Origin of the sequence: Phocaeicola sp. RTP21359st1_B8_RTP21360_211022, assembly GCF_040911965.1 — a bacterium.
Taxonomy (GTDB): domain Bacteria; phylum Bacteroidota; class Bacteroidia; order Bacteroidales; family Bacteroidaceae; genus Phocaeicola; species Phocaeicola vulgatus.
In genome coordinates this window covers 32893-51839 of sequence record NZ_JBDFXP010000017.1, presented here as the reverse complement: position 1 = coordinate 51839, position 18947 = coordinate 32893, and the positions used below count along the sequence as shown (strand labels likewise).

The window sequence follows — 18947 nt, the reverse complement described above, 5'->3', positions numbered from 1 at the left end:
GTCATTCTCCAAATTTTTCCTTATTTAAAGATTAGCCTTTTATCTTCTTCCGCAAATAACACAGCAGTATTTACCAGTGCCAGATGAGAATAAGCTTGTGGGAAATTACCCAATTGTTCTTTTGTTTCGAAATCAATATCTTCACTGAACAGACCCAAATGGTTTGAATATTGCAAAATTTCATCGAACAGACAGCGTGCTTCGTCTTTTTCCCCGATGACATAAAGTGCACGAATCAGCCAAAATGTACAGATGGTAAAGGCCGAAGAAGGACAGCCAAAATCATCATGAGTATTATAGCGGTACATCAATCCTTTGTGTAATAAGGATTGCTTGACGGCTTTCACTGTTTTATGATAACGAATATCATCAGCATCTATAAATCCATAAGGTTCCATTAACAGTAAAGAAGAGTCCAAATCCAGATTGCCGTATGCTTGTGAAAAACTTTGTATTTCTTCCTTCCATCCGTTTCTCATAACATCCGCTTTAATTGCATCAGCTTCTTCTTCCCAACGTCGGCTATTCTCATATTTATTCAGAATACGGGCTATGCGGGCTCCTCTGTCCAAAGCAACCCAACACATCACTTTGGACGAAACGAAATGCTGTCCTTCACCCCGTATCTCCCAAATTCCTTTATCAGGCTTTCTCCAATCTTCCATCACAGTCGTCATAATACTTTTCACCATTTCCCACATATCTTCTATTTCATCCAATGTACCTGGCATCAACCGGTAATATTGGTAAATCAAGTCCATCAGATAGCCGAATGAATCATTCTGCCTTTGATGATAAGCATCATTGCCGATACGCACCGGTTGGGAATTTTTATATCCTGAAAGATGGTCGAGTATAACTTCAGTCAATTTCCTTTCCCCACGAATGCCATACATTATTTGATAAGTGTCATGTTCGGCAACAAAAGTAGATTGTATGAATTTCATGAATTTGCGGGCTGCATCGGCATGACCTATCTTGAAAAGAGTCTCTATGGACATGGAGGCATCCCGCAACCAACAAAAACGATAATCCCAATTGCGTACTTCTCCCACAGCTTCGGGCAGGCTGGTAGTAAGAGAAGCTAATACCGCGCCATTATAAAAGGACATCATCTTCAGGGTGAGTAAACTACGCTCTATTATATCGTTGTAAATAGTAAACTTTCTTGTACGATCCGTCCAGTTCAACCAATAAACCAACGTGCGGCAATACTCCAGTTTCTCACGCTCTATATCAACAGGTATCACCTTTTCATTGTATGAAAGGAGGAAAAATTCATCTTTCTCTAATATAAATTCCTGATGGTCTACGATACCTTGCAACGGCAAAGAGGAATACAGATATTGTCTGTCCTTGTTGTTAGAAGAAGAATAGGTTTCAATATACCGGGAAGTTACATAAAAAAATGCTTTTCCACGAGCATAGTCGGGAGCCGGATGGTAATTGACTTTAATGCGGGGACGACCTTTAATCCGGCGGATATAACGATAGACCTCAGCCGGACGATAATATTCCTTATTATCATATAACTCATAACAAGGCATAAAGTCGACTACCGCAAATTCGTCTTGCTCTGACACAAAAGTAGTGGAAAGAATATTGGTATGGGGAACATACGATTGGATGGTGTGATAGTCTTCTGAAACTTCAAAACCAAAAGTCCCGCCTTTTTCACGATCCAGAAGAGCTGCAAAAATAGAAGGTGAATCAAAATTTGGAAAACATAGCCATTCAATACTTCCTTTTTCGGAAATCAGTGCGGCTGTGCAGCAATTACCGATTACACCGTAATTCAAATTGTCCATGGTTATTTTTTTTGTAATGTTAGTGGTTTATTATCCGTTTAAAAAAATCTATAGCCGATGATAACTGCCCTTTCAAACCACTTTTCAAGGCTGCTTTCACCATGCCTTCATCTGTCAGCCGTTGTAAAAACGGCAAGGTGTCTGTCTGTACGGGCAGATTGTAACGTGCACTCTCGGATGCTGTACCAATCTTTACAGTCACAGCAGTAACAGGTACGGCTTTAAACATATCATCATCCGTAGTATCATCTCCTATTGCCAAGATAAAATCATATCGGGTGGCAAGCAAAAGCCTGTTTACTTCTGAACCTTTGGTAAATTCGGGAGATTTTATTTCTATTACCTTATTACCCTGCATGATTTGCAAATTCTGTTTCAAGCAAATAGATATCAAGGAATTGACCAACTGTTGCGCACGTAATCTGCCCAACCATGCATCGGCCTCACGATAATGCCAGGCAAGTGCCGTTTCTTTGACTTCAAGATGGGAGCGAGGAGTCTTGCTGACAAATAATTTTAATATAGAAAGCAATCCGGGGCTCCATTCCTGCCCGTGTACATTCTTGTGCCATACACCATTCTCTTTATAAAAGGCCCCATGTTCGGCTGCAAAGGAAAGAGGCAGTGCACCCAACCACTTCTCTAAAGTAAAATGGTCACGTCCGCTGTTTATTACCACATGATTCAAGGGGTCGGCGGTCAGTTTCTGCAATGTATCCAGCAATTGTGGAGTAGGAGAGGCATCTTCCGGCCTTTTCTGAAAAGGGACCAGTGTCCCGTCATAATCCAACAAAATCAAACGCTTTTTAGCATGTAAGTATTGATGCTGAATTTCCTGCATATTCTGTGATCCTATCTTCTTAAAAAGCATGGTTTTGTTTTTGTGTGCCACTTCCTGCCATTCATTTACAAAATCGGCAGCCCATTTATTGACAGTCTGTACGGATACAATAGACTGCATACGGTGCATCCGTTCTTGCTGTTCTTCAAACGGCATTTCCAATGCCCGGCAAATGGCATTTTCTATCTGCTCCGTATCATTGGGATTAACCAGCAAGGCGTCGGTCAGTTCCACAGCGGCACCAGCCATTTCACTTAAAACCAATACACCAGGATTGTCTTGCTTGACAGCAACATACTCTTTGGCAACCAAGTTCATTCCGTCACGCAAAGGAGTGACTAATGCAATATCAGCTATAAAATACATGGCAGCCAATTCTTCGAATGAGAAACCATGATAAAAATAGCAGACCGGAGTCCAGTTCATTGTAGAATATCGTCCGTTGATAGAACCTATTTCCTCGTCAATCCGGGTTTTCAATTCGGCATAACTGCCTACATGATCACGTGAAGGAACTATGACCATAGCCAGTGTTACCTTGCCATGATATTCGGGATGGTGTTCCAAAAAAGAGGCAAATCCATAAAGACGGTGCAAAATGCCTTTACTATAATCCAAACGGTCTACCGATAGGATAAGTTTATGTTTGCCAAACAAGAGACGGGTTCGTTCTATAGCTTTCCAAACATTTTTTTGTTGTGACACATTGTGGTAAAGGTCATAATTTATCCCCATCGGAAGTGCATCAACGCGCACAATGCGACTGCCTATCCGGGTTTCATCCAAACTGAAATCCATATGGAGTACCCGTTCGGCCGCGCTGATGAAATGACGCATATAGTCATGTGTATGAAATGCGATAAAATCGGCTCCTAACAATCCTTTCAGTATTTCGGCACGTTCAGGCAGAATTCGGAATAACTCATAAGATGGAAACGGAATGTGATGGAAATAGCCGATATGCAACCGGGGAAGCTCTTGGCGGAGCATTTCCGGAAGTAACATCAACTGATAATCTTGTACCCAGACCCAATCCCGACAAAACAAAGCGTTAACCTCTTGGTAAGATTGCCAGAAACTCTTTCTATATAATATATAGGCAAAGAAATAGTGACATAAAGGCCACAGGGTACTGTTACTGTATCCCTCATAATAGTTCTTATATTGCTCATCGGATAAAAATATGGGATGGAGATTCATTTCCTCCAACCGGTGACAGATATCCTGTTTTTCTTCCTCTTTGTCTGTACAGATTCCGGGCCACCCCACCCAATGTTTCTCGTAATTGCCTTGTAGGGAATTTAGGCCCGTTGTCAGACCTCCTTCACTACGTGAGAAAACAAAGGTATCTTGTTCTGCGACAGCCTTCACGGGCAGTCTGTTTGATATGATATACAATTTCATTTTTATATAATTCTTTTTTTCAGTTAGATGACAAAAGTCATACCACCAACTTAAATATCTTATTATCAATATGATATATACTTGTCAATTAGTTTATACATTTTCAATATGAAAGCCTTTTTTCTAAAATGGGAAATGAAATAGCCGAAAGATAAAAGTGCAATTTTTGTAATGGCATCGATTTTGATTTATACAGAGTATAACGCTATCAACTTATAGAAAAGGTAGCGAGCAAACAATAATAAACAACTGATTAACAAACTAATAAAGATGAAACTAGTAAGAATATAGCTTTCCAATATGGAAATTTGCCTGTTAAAATGAAAAAGAAACTCGAAAAGAATAAAATGCAATACAAAAATGAAAGTATATAATTTAGAAAATATTAAATCTGCTGCCGAACTGAAACATCGGACTGAAGTAATTAGCATGAACGAACGTTCTATTATAGTGCTCGACACTTTTACCGGCATTGCCCAAAAGCTGCAAGCTGTTTCTATTTCTTTATTCCATCTCGATATCGAAAAGGTTATGAATCAATTGCAGGATTTCGAGAATGATTGTGGAAATTGGCTGGACAATCTTCTTTCCTCCGAAATGCAGAAAGCAGAAGCTGCCAAAGAAATAAAAGTACACATCGATCAAATTTCCCGTTTATGTAATGAAAATCCGAACATCATTGACGATCATGAGATTATGGCTCACGGAGCAATGATATCCTCTCTTATTCTGTCACATTATTTAGAAGAATGTACGAAAAAGAACTTCATCTTGAACTCATGTCATTTCATGCGGCTAGGGCTTGATCGGAAACCGGATATAAAGTATGTGAAAAAAAATGTAGAAGAACTGATGAAAGCCTGTCCCGATGTCCCCATTCTTATTACCCAAAGCCGTTTGTGTAAAAATGCATATGATGAAGTGGATTTATTCCCACAAATAGGAAATGAGTATTATGCCACTGTTATCGGGGCTGTATTCCATGCGGATGAAATTATAACATCCTTACGTTCTGATGAAATTTGTTTCCAAGGTATGGAACATACTCGGACTCTTACATACGGTGAAGCCGAGAATTTTATTGATAGCGGCATTGCATTGCTTCATCCGGAATGTATTCCGCTGGCGCGCACCGTCGGTATGGCCATTGTATTGATAAAAACACCGGAAGATACATTACGGATATCATCAGAAAAAACAGGAACAAAAGTAAAAGCTGCTGTTTCACGCAGAGGTGTGGTCTTTGTCAAACTTCGTTCGTTAGGGGTTCTTACTTCTTATCTATTTATTGGAAAAGTATTTGATGTGTTCGAGAAATATAAGGTTCCTGTCTATTTAGCGACTTCCTCTAATGTGAGTGTTTCATTGGCTGTGAAATGTAGCAACGACACATTACGCCTGATATATCGTGAATTACATAAGTATGCGGAAATAGGAATGGAAACAGAAATGTCTGTGGTCAGCGTTATTGGCGATCTAAATTGGGAAAAGCATACAGGGTTGGAAGCCAGAATTATAGAAACGCTGAAAGAGATGCCGGTATGCATGATTTCATATGGCAGCAGCACTCACAATCTTTCAGTGCTGGTACGGGAACAAGATAGAGAAAAGGCATTAATGACACTGTGCAAAGCCTTTCTAGATATTCCATCAGAAAAATTTGATGTAATAAAACAAACTCAATTACAAGACTCTTTTGTCATGTGACCTTCTTGAATAAACAGAAGCAACAAATTTGCCCGACAGGTATTTGTTGCTTTTGTTTTTGATTAAATAATTCTTTCCCTTATAAACAAAACAGACATATAGTTGATTACCAGTCCTGAATAACCTTTTAAAATAGTTGCTGTTATCCATTCTTAACTTTAACACAGAACAGGAGATAATAAAATGGATTTAAAGCAAACAAAGAACATCTCTGTTAAAATACTTTTTGTATATTTGCAACAATACGTTTTATCGTTAAAATAGTTGTAACAGAAATAATACACATAAAAGAAAAACAGAGTAAATAGAAAATGAAGCGAGTTATTAACCTGGACAATTGGAATAGAAAAGAGCATTTTAAATTCTTCTCGGCTCTCGATGACCCTTTTTGGGGAATTACCACGACTGTTGATTTCACAAGCATATATCAACAAAGTAAAAATATGGAAGTTTCTTTTTTTCTTTATTCTGTGCACTTCCTATTGAAATGTATCAATGCGACTACTGCATTCAAATTACGTATAGAAAACGGAGAAGTAGTAGAATATGATAAAATCAATATTTCGCCCACTATCGGAAGAGAGGACGGAACTTTTGGCTTTGGATTTTTTGAGTATGACACAGATCTTTCCTTATTTATTGAAAATGCAGAAAAGGAAATACATAGAGTAAAAAACAGTACCGGACTTTCTTTTTCCAAGGACACAGCAAGAGCGGATGTCATCCGTTATTCGGCTCTGCCCTGGTTTGCCTTTTCCGAGATGAAACATGCCGGTTCAATTCAAACAGGAGATTCTATACCCAAAATTTCCACAGGTAAGCTGATACAAGAAAAAAAGAAACTTTTGCTTCCTATATCCATCAGTGTCCACCATGGCTTGGTGGATGGACGAAATGTTGCTGAATTTATACAGAACGTAAAAGACGGACAAAATAATACATTATGATATGATTGCTCTCTCTTCCTATTCTAATAATAAAACATGAAAAATAAAATAGAATTTATCGCTTTTGATGCCGATGACACTCTTTGGGAAAATGAACTTTATTTTCAAGAGTTGGAACACAAATTTTGTCATCTTCTGAGGAAATATTCACCGGCTCCTTCCGTATCAGAAGAATTGTTCAAGACAGAAATAAAAAATCTGCATATCTATGGTTATGGACTGAAAGGAATGCTGCTTTGCATGATTGAAACCATTTGCAAAGTTACTAATGGAGAAGGAGACCTCAATCTCGTAAAAGAAATCCTCCGATCAGGTCAGGAACTTCTGCAAAGACCAATCACATTATTGGACGGTGTGCAAGAAGTCATATCAGCCTTGCACGAAAATTATAAATTAGTATTGGCCACCAAAGGTGATTTGTTCGATCAAAAAAGAAAGATTTCTGCGTCCGGACTACAAGAATACTTTTGTCACATAGAAATAATGAGCGACAAGAAAAATGCGGATTATAAAAGATTGCTTGATCATTTAGGATGTAAGGCAGAAAATTTACTGATGATAGGTAACTCGATAAAGTCGGATATTATTCCCATATTGGAACTCGGAGGTTATGCAGCCTATGTACCTCATCATGTCACTTGGGCACACGAACAATATGAAGGAGAAGTAACGCACTCCCACTTTATTAAGTTGAATAACATTAAAGAGATACAAAACTATCTTTAGTTTTTGCCATACTCCATTCTCCACGTGGTAACTCTTTGAACAAAAATACCACGTCCGGCAAGACTCAAAAAAGGATAAGTCACTCTATACAACAAAAAAGGGTTGTCAAAACGTGGATAATGCTGTCGTTTCGTTCGTAGGGGCGAGGTTCGCTCGCCCGAAAACAGTTTGCTTTGTGTCTTCGGGCAGGCAAACCCTGCCCCTACAGTTGACGATTGGATAGTCCGGTTTCGTTTTGACACTTCCTTTTATACACATTTAAAACCCAATACTTAATCCGGCTATCAGATAAGTTTTGTCAAATGAGGGCGAAACAATAGCCTGTACAAACAAAGGCAAAGAAAAATGATCTGTAATATTAATGTTCTTGGAAGCTTTTAAAGCAATATCTGTAAAAGCAGCACCATCAGCATCATACATTCCTTTCCAGGGAGTGAAACCAACGGAAGGAGTGAGCGTAATTTCTGCCGGGCAAGCAATATTATAAGAAGCATTGATATAAGTGGAATAAGCACGATCACCGTCTTTGTTATCGTCTCCTCCCGCAAACATGGTAGACCAGCTCAAGGTCAGAGGAAAGTTCTCGCCGAAATTATAAGCTAATGTTCCTTCAAAATGATGATCATGTTTATAATCCCCGTAGGGCATGGTGATGCCATTCCACCAATAGTCGGTCACTGTAATACCTAAACCGCCAATGGTATAACTCAAATTGATGTCAAACTCTTGTGCACCGTCTGTCTTGGTCAGGCTCTGACTCCCCCAAGCAGACAAAGAAAGATTGCCGTAAGATAATCCTAATGTAGGCTGTACAGAGAATCCTGAATTCTGGTAAGCGCCACGCCAAATGTAATCACTTACAAAATCCGCCTTAGCCGTTACGTTAAATTCTTGTGCTTTTATCACTCCAGGCAACAGTAGAGCCAGCACCAAGACCACTTTTTTCAAATTCTTTTTCATCTTAAAAAATTAAACTAATCAATATTCGTGTTTTACATATTTATACTATTTCCTTCTTATTGTCTGAAAGGAAATATCCATTTTGAGTTTTTCTGAATCAAGATGCATCATTCAATAGGGTGATGCACGTCAAAGATCAAGAATCCATGTTATCAAAGCAAAGAACAATACAATGATAGCCACAGCTTCTAGAGCCGACAGGCTCTCGGTATCCAGGAAACTTCTCTTTTTCATGACGCACATCTTCCTAATTTAATGACTATATATTTTTTATTATTTTGCCTTTTCTAAAGCAGCATTCAGTTTTAATACATTCACCTTCTCTGTACCGAATATGCCCATAAACGGTTTTTCCACAGCTTTATCTACAATAGCTTTTACAGTTTCCTCACTCATTCCGCGAGCTTTAGCCACACGTTGTACCTGCACGTATGCGCAGGCCGGAGTGATGTCAGGATCCAGCCCGGAACCGCTGGCTGTGACCATTTCGGCAGGTACTTCCTTACGGCTCAAGTAAGGATGATGCTTTAAAAATGTATCAATCCGCGCTTCTACTTCAGCCAAGTATTCTGCATTGGTAGGGCCTTTATTGCTACCGGCCGAACTGGTTGCATCATAACCATCTCCGGCACATGAAGGACGTCCCCAGAAATAGATATCTTCCGTAAATGATTGTCCCACATTGGCGGCACCTACCACTTTTCCGTTAAGTTCCACCACCTCGGCATTGCCGGAATTAGGTCCGGCAAATTGAGCGAAAATCCATAAGACTAGTATATAGCATACTGAGAAAAACACACAAAAGACTAAGGTAAGTCTGAATGACTTTATAAAATTTTTCATTGTCGTTTACTTGTTAAAAGAATAATCCTACTACTAAATCTATTAATTTAATACCCACAAAAGGAGCAATAACACCACCTATGCCATATATCAAAAGATTACGACGAAGCAAGGCGGAAGCTCCTATCGGTTTGTATTGAACTCCTTTCAATGCCAGCGGAATCAGAATAGGAATAATGATGGCATTGAATATAACCGCAGACAAGATAGCACTCTCAGGGCTATGCAGCCCCATAATATTCAATGCAGCCAGTTCCGGAATGGAAAGCATGAACAATGCAGGAACAATGGCAAAATATTTGGCCACATCATTGGCTATGGAGAAAGTGGTCAGTGTACCACGTGTCATCAGCAATTGTTTACCTATCTCGACAATCTCTATCAGCTTGGTAGGATCATTATCCAAATCCACCATATTCCCTGCTTCCTTGGCAGCCTGTGTACCGCTATTCATGGCAACCCCCACATTAGCTTGGGCAAGGGCAGGAGCATCATTTGTTCCGTCACCCATCATGGCAACCAGTTTGCCGGCAGCCTGCTCTTTCTTGATATACTCCATCTTATCCTCTGGTTTAGCCTCGGCTATGAAGTCGTCTACTCCGGCTTTCTCTGCAATATATTTGGCGGTCAATGGGTTATCTCCCGTCACCATGACTGTTTTTACCCCCATCTTGCGTAAACGTTCAAAACGTTCCTGAATACCCGGTTTTATAATATCCTGCAATTCTATTACTCCGGCAATTTTCTTATTGACACTTACCACCAATGGAGTACCTCCATTACTTGTAATGGTTTGAATGATATCTTCCGTTTCTTTTGGGAAAGGGTTTCCGGCAGACAAAGCTATCTTTCGGATCGCATCAAATGCACCTTTACGGATTTCTGTTCCATCCTTCAAGTTAATACCCGAGCATTTGGTTTCGGCGGTAAATTTTATCATATGAGCACCATCGGTATTCAAATTACGCATCCGTAAACCCGATTCACGTCCCAGTTCAATAATAGATTTGCCTTCCGGAGTATCATCAGATACAGATGAGAGCAGGCAGGCTTCGATGAAAGCATGTTCAGCCACTCCCTGAGCCGGATAAAAACGGGTAGCTTTACGGTTTCCTATAGTTATTGTTCCTGTTTTATCAAGAAGCAACGTATCTATGTCTCCGGCTGTTTCCACTGCCTTACCCGATTTGGTTATGACATTGGCACGCAAAGCACGATCCATCCCGGCGATACCGATAGCCGAAAGCAATCCTCCGATAGTGGTAGGAATGAGGCAGACAAACAAGGACAGAAAAGAAGCAATGGTAATGACAGTTCCCGTATAATCGGCAAACGGTTTAAGGGTGATACACACAATGACAAAGACCAATGTAAATGCTGCCAACAGGATAGTCAATGCAATTTCATTCGGTGTTTTCTGGCGGGATGCGCCTTCCACCAATGCAATCATCTTATCCAGGAAACTTTCACCCGGCTGGGTGCTTACCATTACTTTTATCTGATCGGACAATACTTTTGTACCTCCTGTTACTGAACTCTTGTCACCGCCTGCTTCACGGATTACAGGAGCGGATTCGCCTGTGATGGCACTTTCGTCAATAGACGCCAGTCCTTCGATGATCTCGCCATCGGCAGGAATTACATCTCCTGCCTCGCATACAAAAATATCACCTTTCTTTAACTGGGAACTACTGACAGTTTTCAAAGTCCCGTTCACAATCAATTTGGCAGGGGTTTCCTCACGAGTCTTCCTCAGGCTATCGGCTTGTGCCTTTCCGCGCGCTTCGGCAATAGCTTCAGCAAAATTAGCAAATAACAAGGTGATGAACAGGATTACGAAAACCCATAAATTATAAATAAATGAGCCTTGTGAATCATTAACGATAGAGTAGAGCATCACCAAGAACATAATAGCTGTACAAACCTCTACCGTGAACATAATCGGATTCTTAATCATCACTCGCGGATTCAACTTCACGAATGATTGTTTTATGCTGTCAATGACTTGCTCCTTCTGAAATAAAGAAGCTGATTTATTATCTTTCATATCTTCTATTAATATCGTTGTCTGTTATCAGAATTATAAACTCAAGTGCTCGGCAATAGTGCTTAATGCATGTACCGGGAAGAATGATAGTGCGGCAACAATAAAAATAACCGCAAATGTCATCACACCGAATGTCACTGTATCGGTTTGCAATGTGCCGGCGCTTTCGGGAATAAATTTTTTCTTAGCTAGAATACCTGCTATGGCCACTTGACCTACAATCGGGACAAAACGTCCTAATATCAGCACAATACCACAAGAGTAGTTCCAAAACCATGTGTTATCACCCAGTCCTTCAAAACCGGAACCATTATTGGCGGCACACGAGGTGTATTCATAAAGTATTTCACTCAGACCATGATATCCGGGATTGTTCAGCCAGCCACCTTCACTTTCCACAAATGCAGGCGCATGAACAAACAGATAAGCAGCCAATGCCGTACCAACTAAAATGATAAACGGATGAAGTAGTGCCACAATGGAAGCAATCTTCATTTCACGTGCTTCTACTTTATGACCAAGGAACTCCGGTGTACGGCCTACCATCAACCCACTGATGAACACGGCGATAATAATAAATGTAAAGTAGTTCATCCATCCCACACCTACACCGCCAAACCATGTGTTGATCTGCATGTTCAGCATTTCCATCATACCCGAAAGCGGCATTGTTGAATCGTGCATACCATTGACAGAACCATTGGAAGTAACCGTAGTAGTAATACTCCACAAAGCAGTGGCGGCCGAGCCCAAACGTATTTCTTTACCTTCCATCGCGCCATTATCCTGCGCTATCCCCATTTCATCAATACGTGGATTACCACCCATCTCCTGACTCACATTGATACAAACTCCTACCAGATAGGCAAACAGCATGACACCATATATACTATAACCCAATTTTTTACGTTTCAGATAGAAACCGAATGCAAATGCCATCGCCATAGGTATGATAAGGATAGACCAACATTCCACCATATTGGCAAAATAGGTAGGGTTCTCCAATGGATGAGAAGAGTTTACACCAAAATAACCACCACCATTAGTACCCAATTGTTTGATAGGGACAATAGCCGCCGTAGGGCCTTGTGATACATATTGTGTAGCTCCTTCCATGGTGGTCACTTTCATTTTTCCGTCAAAGCCCATCGGAGTTCCTTGCACAATCAGGATAAAGCCTACGACCAATGAAAGAGGCAACAGGACACGGGTACAACTTAATACCAAATAGTTCCAGAAATTGCCAATAGTCTGAGTAGTCTTTGCAGCCAGCGCTTTCATTATACCTGCCATGGCAGCCATACCGGTAGCGGCAGTAATAAACTGAAAGAGCATGATGACGAATAGCTGAGTAAAATAAGTCAGCCCACTTTCACCGCTATAATGTTGCAAGTTACAGTTCACCATGAAACTGATACAAGTATTGAATGCCTGATGTGCAGTCTGACCGACATTTCCATCCGGGTTAAGCGGCAGCACACCTTGTGTAACCAACAGTACCATCCCCCAAAGGAACCAAAATAGATTTACCACCAGCAAGGCTCTCAAAAACTGTTTCCAGTTCATCTCCTCATTGGGATTGATGCCACTCAGTTTGAACATAACCCGTTCAACGGGCTTCATAAAATCCGACCAAGTCTTTTCACCTTTATAAACTTTAGCGATATATTTGCCCAAAGGATAGCTGAGCACTACCATTAAGACAATTTGCGCTATAACACCTAAAACTTCAGTATTCATAACTCTTTATTTCTTAACTTACTTTTTTAAAACTTCTCCGGCTTGATGAGAACATACATCATATAGCCGAACATAATCAAACTAACTACAAATAATGCTGTGTACATAACTTGTTTCTCCTTTCTTTTTTTAGATCTTCTCGAACCAGTCTATGCATTTAAAGAAAAGCCAAAAGCAAGCTATACCGCTCAAGGTACAAACCACAAATCCGATTGAAAATAAATCCATAATTCCTTTTTTTAATTAATACTATTGTTAACTGCCACGCTATATGCCAATAGTGTGCCATTACCGGCAAACAGGAGATAAGTAACTGATTTATATACAGATATAACAACAAGAAAAAAGAGGGAGCAAAAGAAGATCTTTTCAAAATGAAAAGGGATGAATATCAAAACAGGAGAATAATTGATTTATTTGCTGCCAAACTGCATAATTCCCCAATTTATTATATAGCTTTGTATAGAGGTTTTAATACAGAAAAACAGAAAGGAAAAATGAAGAAGATAAATGTTACCGTAGCCGATATCACTACTTTAAAAGTCGACGCCATTGTAAATGCAGCCAACTGCTCGTTGCTGGGTGGCGGTGGTGTAGATGGAGCTATCCATCGGGCTGCAGGCCCGGCGTTGTTAGCGGAATGCAAAACATTGGGCGGTTGTCCGACGGGGGAAAGCAAGATAACCGATGCATACAACCTGCCATGCAGGAAAGTGATTCATACCGTAGGACCCGTATGGCATGGGGGAACGCATGGAGAAGCCGAAAAACTTGCATCATGCTATCATACCAGTTTCATACTAGCGAGAGAGAACGGCATCCAAAGCATTGCATTCCCCTGTATCAGTACCGGCGTATATCATTATCCCAAGGAAGAAGCGGCACGTATCGCATTGAATGCCATCGGGGAAGAAATGGCACATGGCTATGAAGGAGAAGTGATTGTATGCTGTTTCTCGGAGGAAGATGCCGAAGTATATCGAAAGCTCTTGTCTTGCTGAGGAAAGTCACGGATCATTTCTATATCCGGAATGTATTGATTCCGTAGCCATCTTTGCTGAAACCATCTTGCAATAATGCTGCCTATGGTCTTTCGTGAAGCAGTAGAATTTGAGTGGGGCTGTTTATCCGTAAGGAATACATAAAAGACTTGGGAACCGGATTCGTCATTAAAAGGTTTTATCCGTATCCCTAACCCTTTCCTGCCCTATGGTTAAGGGTTTTCTTCCTGTTTGTTTTATCTCCGCAAGGTTATGGAGATAGAATACATCCGTATAAAAAGACTTAACCATAGGGCAGGAAAGGGTTGATCAATGACCTGCAACAACTAAATGCCGTACTCCTCTATCTTTCTATATAAAGTAGTCAAACCTATTTTCAATAAACGTGAAGCCTCGGTCTTGTTTCCTTTAGTATGTTGCAGAACTTTAGCGATATGACGTTTTTCCATAGCGGCCAGTTCAAACTCCGAATAATTCTTGCCGGAATAATCTTCCTGCCGGGCATTCTGTATTTCAATGGGAAGATCTTGTAAGGTGAGCTGTTTGTCGCAGACAATCATGCTGCGTTCTATCACGTTTCGCAATTCACGGATATTTCCTCTCCAGTCGGCAGCTTTCAAAGCTTTCAAGAACTCCGGAGCCATCCCTTCCACCTGTTTCCCCAGTTTCTTTGAAAAGAGTTGGATAAAGCTTTCCGCCAAAAGTTCGATGTCTTCTTTGCGCTCACGAAGAGGAGGGAGGTGTATCTGAAAAACAGAAAGACGATAATAAAGATCTTCACGGAAATTACCTTGTTCTATTTCTTTTTTCAGGTCCCGATTGGTGGCGGAGATAACGCGGACATTCACTTTCGTCGGTTTCGTGTCGCCTATCTTGATGTACTCTCCCGCTTCGAGCACACGAAGCAATTTGGCTTGCAGCTCGAAAGCCATTTCACCTATTTCATCCAAAAAGATGGTTCCGTTATCGGCCACTTCGAACAGCCCCTTCTTATCTTTCATCGCTCCGGTAAACGAACCGGCTTTATGACCGAATATCTCGCTTTCAAGCAGATCTTTGCTAAAAGCAGAACAGTTTACAGCCACAAAAGCATTCTCTTTGCGAAGACTGTTGCGATGGATGGCTTGTGCAAAGACCTCTTTCCCCGTGCCTGTTTCTCCGGTCAGCAAGACTGTAACATCCGTTGCCGAAACCTTTCGGGCCAATGCTACGGCTTGTTGCATACCCTCCGACTTCCCTTTTATAGCGTCAAAAGAGAAACTTTGGGTCTCTTCTGTTTTCACTTTTTCCCCTACATTCTTTTTAGCCTGAGCCATAGCCCGGCTGATTAACGGAATAATTTTATTATTATCATCCCCTTTGGTGATATAATCAAAGGCTCCATTCTTGATTGCCTGCACACCATCCGGAATGTTACCGTGGGCGGTCAAAAGTATCACCTCCAATTCTGGATAGAGTTTTTTGATGGTCGTAACCATATCCACTCCATTGCCGTCCGGCAAAAACACATCACACAACACCACTTGGGGATTATGTAACTTAAGTTGTTTCAATGTAGACTGGCAATCGGCTGCCTGGAATACTTCGTAACCTTCCAATTCCATCATACGCGAAAGAAGTTTGCGTATTTGCGGTTCATCATCAATAATTAAAATACTATCCATATATTTATTCTGTTTTGCGTGACAAAGATAGAATAAAATGAACGCTCGACAAAAGGATAATACTTAATTTCTGTTTTATAGAAAACGCTTTCTGATTAGCTTTTTTTAATCTCGGACTTTCTGAACCACTCCCGTAGGGAGTAAACAATAACAAGCTGTAAAAAAACATATTTACTGATCAATAAAACTCATCTTATGATGAACCTTTTTATATTTTGTTTCGTTAAATATACCGGATGACATCTCAATTTACTTCCGTCAATTCCTCCCTATTCTTAATTAATTTAAACTATTATAGACTATGAACAAAATAGAAATAAAAGACTTGTATCTTGTTTTCGGTCCGGAAAAGCAGAAAGCGTTCCGGATGTTGAAAGAAAGAAAAAGCAAAAATGAAATTTTAAAGGCGACTAATTGTACTGTAGCAGTTAAAAACGCCAATCTGACAATCAAAGAAGGAGAGTTCTTCGTAATCATGGGACTGTCGGGCAGTGGCAAATCAACTTTATTGCGCTGCATAAACCGGTTAATCAAACCCACAAAAGGACAAGTACTGATTAATGGAACAGACATTACTGCCGCATCTGATAAGGAATTGCTGGAAATGCGTCGCCGGGAAATAGCTATGGTGTTCCAAAATTTTGGTTTGTTACCTCATCGCAGTGTTTTAAGCAATATTGCATTCGGGCTCGAACTCCAAGGAGTTCCCAAACAGGAACGTGAGAAAAAAGCCATGAAGAGTATGGAAATAGTCGGGCTGAAAGGATATCAGAATCAGATGGTCGGACAACTTTCCGGCGGAATGCAGCAACGTGTGGGATTGGCACGCGCTTTGGCAAATGATCCGGAAATATTACTGATGGATGAAGCCTTTTCCGCTCTGGACCCATTGATCCGCGTACAAATGCAAGATGAAATGCTGGCACTGCAATCCAAAATGAAAAAGACCATCGTCTTTATCACGCATGATTTGAGCGAAGCAATTAAACTGGGTGACCGCATTGCCATTATGAGAGATGGAGAAGTGGTGCAAGTCGGAACTTCAGAAGAAATTTTAACTGAACCGGCCAATGACTATGTGGCAAGATTTGTAGAAAATGTGGACCGGAGCAAAATCATAACGGCAGGAAGTATTATGATAACCCGTCCCGCCGTAGCCCGTCTGCGTAAAGAAGGTCCCGAGGTTCTGATCAGAAAGATGAAAGAAAGAGATATTACCGTGCTTCCTGTGATAGATGAAAATGACAAGCTGATAGGAGAGATTACATTGGAAAGTGCCGCCATTCTTCGGCGTAAAGGTATAAAATCAATCCAGGAAGCCGTACAAAGTGAAGTACATTCCGTTACGGAGGACACAAAGATTGAGGATCTGCTTCCCTTAATCACGAAAACCAATTCTCCCATTTATGTGGTAAATGAAGAACGCGAACTGAAAGGCTTGGTTCCTCTATCGTCCATCGTAGTAGAGATGACCGGAAAAGATAAAGAAGAAATTAATGAACTTATTCAAAACGCTATCGAATTATGATAAACATAGGAAAATATATAGAAACAGCCATCAACTGGCTCACAGAAAACTTTGCCCCTCTTTTCGACGCCATCAATGTTGGAATAGGCGGGTTCATAGATGGGTTCCAAAACATATTGATGTGGATACCTTTTTATGTAACAATAGCATTGCTGGCCATCCTGGCTTGGTATAAATCGGGAAAAGGAGTCAGCATTTTTACCATTTTAGGATTATTGCTGATTTGGGGAATGGGATTTTGGAACGAAACCATGCAGACTTTAGCATTGGTGCTTTCGTCTACCATCATCGCTCTTATCATGGGACTTCCCTTGGGAATATGGAGCGCAAACAGCAAACGATGTGATAAAATTCTGCATCCTATCCTCGACCTGATGCAAACGATGCCTGCTTTCGTCTATCTGATTCCTGCCGTACTCTTTTTCGGGCTGGGAACCGTTCCGGGAGCCTTTGCCACCATTATTTTTGCCATGCCTCCCGTAGTGCGTCTGACCAGCCTGGGTATCAAGCAAGTACCGAAGAATGTTGTAGAAGCTTCGCGCTCTTTTGGTGCGACACCTATGCAATTATTATTCAAGGTACAATTACCGCTGGCATTGCCCACTATCATGACCGGTATAAACCAGACAATCCTGATGTCGCTCTCCATGGTGGTCATTGCCGCTATGATTGCAGCCGGAGGGTTAGGGGAAATCGTACTGAAAGGTATCACGCAGATGAAAATAGGTTTAGGTTTCGAAGGCGGTATCGCAGTAGTCATCCTGGCCATCATTCTGGATAGAATAACACAAGGACTTGGAAAACAAAAGAAAGGGAAATAAGCATGAAGAAAATACTATATTTTTTGTCTTTCCTCCTGCTGCTTACCTCTTGCAGCGGGAAAAAAGATGATAAGACAATAAGCATTGGATACATAAACTGGGACGACGGCATCGCCCTGACCTATTTGACGGAAGTGATTCTTGAACAACAAGGTTATCATGTCGTTTTAAAGAATGCCGATCCGGCTCCTATCTATGCAACAATGGCCCGTGGCAAAGTAGATTTGCTGATGGATGCTTGGTTACCGGCTACACAGGCCGATTATATGAAACAATACGGAAAGAATCTGGAAATCTTAGGCAAGATCTATCCGGATGCCCGTATCGGTCTGGTAGTCCCCGATTATGTGGACATTCATTCCATTGAGCAATTAAATGCCAACAAAGAAAAATTCGGAGGCGAGATTATCGGCATTGATGCCGGTGCAGGGATTATGCATGCTACAGATATGGCCATAGAAAAATACAATCTGGATTACAAATTGCTGGAGTCTAGCGGACCGGCCATGACCGCAGTACTAAAAAGAGCCGTTGACGAGCATCAATGGATTGTGGTGACGGGATGGACTCCCCATTGGATGTTCACCCGCTTTAAATTAAAATTTCTGGAGGACCCGAAAGGTATTTTTGGTAAAGCGGAAACAATTACGGCCATTGCCCGCAAAGGATTTGGTGAGCAACACCCGTTTGTGGCAAAACTGATAGAAAACATACATCTGAGCACCGAAGAAATCAGCAGCCTGCTGGATGATGTATCACAAAATGAATATAATGAAAAAGAAGGAGCGGAAAAATGGGTAAAAGAACATCAGGAGCTGGTAGATTCCTGGATTCCCCGGAAATAGAAATATCTCACTTACCTTGAGGGCCGCGCCCAAGGTAAGTGAGAAAACAAACGAACTTTGTATCA

Annotated in this window: 15 protein-coding genes; 7 read left to right on the top strand and 8 right to left on the bottom strand. The window is 40.9% G+C overall.

Annotated features, from left to right (window positions below):
• Positions 1–20 precede the first annotated feature (20 nt).
• Both AB5062_RS10740 and AB5062_RS10735 read right to left on the bottom strand, forming a co-directional pair.
• Positions 21–1808 carry a glycoside hydrolase family 15 protein gene (locus AB5062_RS10740; RefSeq protein ID WP_117696131.1) on the bottom strand — a complete coding sequence of 596 codons (1788 nt, stop codon included), beginning with the start codon at positions 1806–1808 and terminating at the stop codon, positions 21–23.
• Between the two features lie 19 nt (positions 1809–1827).
• Positions 1828–4053 (bottom strand): bifunctional alpha,alpha-trehalose-phosphate synthase (UDP-forming)/trehalose-phosphatase, encoded by a 2226-nt coding sequence (locus AB5062_RS10735; RefSeq protein WP_368326881.1) that lies wholly within the window; start codon positions 4051–4053, stop codon positions 1828–1830.
• Between the two features lie 360 nt (positions 4054–4413).
• Here AB5062_RS10735 and AB5062_RS10730 point away from each other — a divergent pair, with 360 nt between their 5' ends.
• The 3 genes from AB5062_RS10730 to AB5062_RS10720 all read left to right on the top strand — a co-directional run bounded on the left by AB5062_RS10730 (position 4414) and on the right by AB5062_RS10720 (position 7433).
• Positions 4414–5760 carry an aspartate kinase gene (locus AB5062_RS10730; protein WP_117694082.1) on the top strand — a complete coding sequence of 449 codons (1347 nt, stop codon included), beginning with the start codon at positions 4414–4416 and terminating at the stop codon, positions 5758–5760.
• A gap of 311 nt (positions 5761–6071) precedes the next feature.
• A complete protein-coding gene (locus AB5062_RS10725) occupies positions 6072–6707 on the top strand; it encodes a chloramphenicol acetyltransferase (protein ID WP_005938547.1) in 636 nt (211 codons plus the stop codon).
• A gap of 36 nt (positions 6708–6743) precedes the next feature.
• The gene (locus tag AB5062_RS10720) at positions 6744–7433 is read left to right on the top strand and encodes an HAD family hydrolase (protein WP_005841236.1); all 690 of its coding nucleotides are present in this window, start codon (positions 6744–6746) and stop codon (positions 7431–7433) included.
• Between the two features lie 258 nt (positions 7434–7691).
• On the opposite strand, the gene AB5062_RS10715 is transcribed toward AB5062_RS10720, so the two are convergent.
• From AB5062_RS10715 to AB5062_RS10695, 5 genes are all read right to left on the bottom strand, one after another.
• Entirely contained in the window at positions 7692–8393 is a 702-nt protein-coding gene (locus AB5062_RS10715) for a hypothetical protein (RefSeq protein ID WP_005841238.1), read from the bottom strand.
• 273 nt (positions 8394–8666) lie between these two features.
• Entirely contained in the window at positions 8667–9236 is a 570-nt protein-coding gene (locus tag AB5062_RS10710; protein ID WP_005841242.1) for a K(+)-transporting ATPase subunit C, read from the bottom strand.
• Positions 9237–9249: 13 nt separating this feature from the next.
• Complete coding sequence (gene kdpB, locus AB5062_RS10705; RefSeq protein WP_118292552.1) at positions 9250–11283, bottom strand: potassium-transporting ATPase subunit KdpB; 2034 nt, start codon at positions 11281–11283, stop codon at positions 9250–9252.
• Between the two features lie 33 nt (positions 11284–11316).
• Positions 11317–13023, bottom strand: a complete 1707-nt coding sequence (gene kdpA / locus AB5062_RS10700) for a potassium-transporting ATPase subunit KdpA (RefSeq protein ID WP_202184623.1) — start codon at positions 13021–13023, stop codon at positions 11317–11319.
• Positions 13024–13049: 26 nt separating this feature from the next.
• Positions 13050–13130, bottom strand: a complete 81-nt coding sequence (locus AB5062_RS10695) for a potassium-transporting ATPase subunit F (RefSeq protein ID WP_074783379.1) — start codon at positions 13128–13130, stop codon at positions 13050–13052.
• A gap of 267 nt (positions 13131–13397) precedes the next feature.
• On the opposite strand from AB5062_RS10695, the gene AB5062_RS10690 reads away from it, so the two are divergent.
• Positions 13398–14024 carry an O-acetyl-ADP-ribose deacetylase gene (locus AB5062_RS10690; RefSeq protein WP_117616356.1) on the top strand — a complete coding sequence of 209 codons (627 nt, stop codon included), beginning with the start codon at positions 13398–13400 and terminating at the stop codon, positions 14022–14024.
• A gap of 326 nt (positions 14025–14350) precedes the next feature.
• Here the strand turns inward: AB5062_RS10690 and AB5062_RS10685 are convergent, their stop codons facing one another.
• On the bottom strand, positions 14351–15688 hold the full coding sequence (locus tag AB5062_RS10685) for a sigma-54 dependent transcriptional regulator (protein WP_005841250.1): 1338 nt from the start codon (positions 15686–15688) through the stop codon (positions 14351–14353).
• Between the two features lie 301 nt (positions 15689–15989).
• Here AB5062_RS10685 and AB5062_RS10680 point away from each other — a divergent pair, with 301 nt between their 5' ends.
• From AB5062_RS10680 to AB5062_RS10670, 3 genes are read left to right on the top strand one after another with little or no spacing between them, the layout of a single operon-like run.
• Complete coding sequence (locus AB5062_RS10680; RefSeq protein ID WP_005852472.1) at positions 15990–17216, top strand: glycine betaine/L-proline ABC transporter ATP-binding protein; 1227 nt, start codon at positions 15990–15992, stop codon at positions 17214–17216.
• A complete protein-coding gene (locus tag AB5062_RS10675) occupies positions 17213–18037 on the top strand; it encodes a proline/glycine betaine ABC transporter permease (protein WP_005841255.1) in 825 nt (274 codons plus the stop codon). The genes AB5062_RS10680 and AB5062_RS10675 overlap by 4 nt, the downstream gene beginning before the upstream one ends.
• Positions 18038–18039: 2 nt before the next feature.
• Positions 18040–18882 (top strand): glycine betaine ABC transporter substrate-binding protein, encoded by an 843-nt coding sequence (locus tag AB5062_RS10670; RefSeq protein ID WP_005852475.1) that lies wholly within the window; start codon positions 18040–18042, stop codon positions 18880–18882.
• The last annotated feature ends 65 nt before the right edge of the window (positions 18883–18947 follow it).

What these genes read in the sequence shown, in the direction of transcription:
- AB5062_RS10730 (WP_117694082.1), top strand. Translation starts at nt 4,414, where the DNA reads ATGAAAGTATATAATTTAGAAAATATTAAATCTGCTGCCGAACTGAAA.
- AB5062_RS10735 (WP_368326881.1), bottom strand. Translation starts at nt 4,053, where the DNA reads ATGAAATTGTATATCATATCAAACAGACTGCCCGTGAAGGCTGTCGCA.
- AB5062_RS10680 (WP_005852472.1), top strand. Translation starts at nt 15,990, where the DNA reads ATGAACAAAATAGAAATAAAAGACTTGTATCTTGTTTTCGGTCCGGAA.
- kdpA (WP_202184623.1), bottom strand. Translation starts at nt 13,023, where the DNA reads ATGAATACTGAAGTTTTAGGTGTTATAGCGCAAATTGTCTTAATGGTA.
- AB5062_RS10675 (WP_005841255.1), top strand. Translation starts at nt 17,213, where the DNA reads ATGATAAACATAGGAAAATATATAGAAACAGCCATCAACTGGCTCACA.
- kdpB (WP_118292552.1), bottom strand. Translation starts at nt 11,283, where the DNA reads ATGAAAGATAATAAATCAGCTTCTTTATTTCAGAAGGAGCAAGTCATT.
- AB5062_RS10740 (WP_117696131.1), bottom strand. Translation starts at nt 1,808, where the DNA reads ATGGACAATTTGAATTACGGTGTAATCGGTAATTGCTGCACAGCCGCA.
- AB5062_RS10725 (WP_005938547.1), top strand. Translation starts at nt 6,072, where the DNA reads ATGAAGCGAGTTATTAACCTGGACAATTGGAATAGAAAAGAGCATTTT.
- AB5062_RS10715 (WP_005841238.1), bottom strand. Translation starts at nt 8,393, where the DNA reads ATGAAAAAGAATTTGAAAAAAGTGGTCTTGGTGCTGGCTCTACTGTTG.
- AB5062_RS10710 (WP_005841242.1), bottom strand. Translation starts at nt 9,236, where the DNA reads ATGAAAAATTTTATAAAGTCATTCAGACTTACCTTAGTCTTTTGTGTG.
- AB5062_RS10690 (WP_117616356.1), top strand. Translation starts at nt 13,398, where the DNA reads ATGAAAAGGGATGAATATCAAAACAGGAGAATAATTGATTTATTTGCT.
- AB5062_RS10695 (WP_074783379.1), bottom strand. Translation starts at nt 13,130, where the DNA reads ATGTACACAGCATTATTTGTAGTTAGTTTGATTATGTTCGGCTATATG.
- AB5062_RS10670 (WP_005852475.1), top strand. Translation starts at nt 18,040, where the DNA reads ATGAAGAAAATACTATATTTTTTGTCTTTCCTCCTGCTGCTTACCTCT.
- AB5062_RS10685 (WP_005841250.1), bottom strand. Translation starts at nt 15,688, where the DNA reads ATGGATAGTATTTTAATTATTGATGATGAACCGCAAATACGCAAACTT.
- AB5062_RS10720 (WP_005841236.1), top strand. Translation starts at nt 6,744, where the DNA reads ATGAAAAATAAAATAGAATTTATCGCTTTTGATGCCGATGACACTCTT.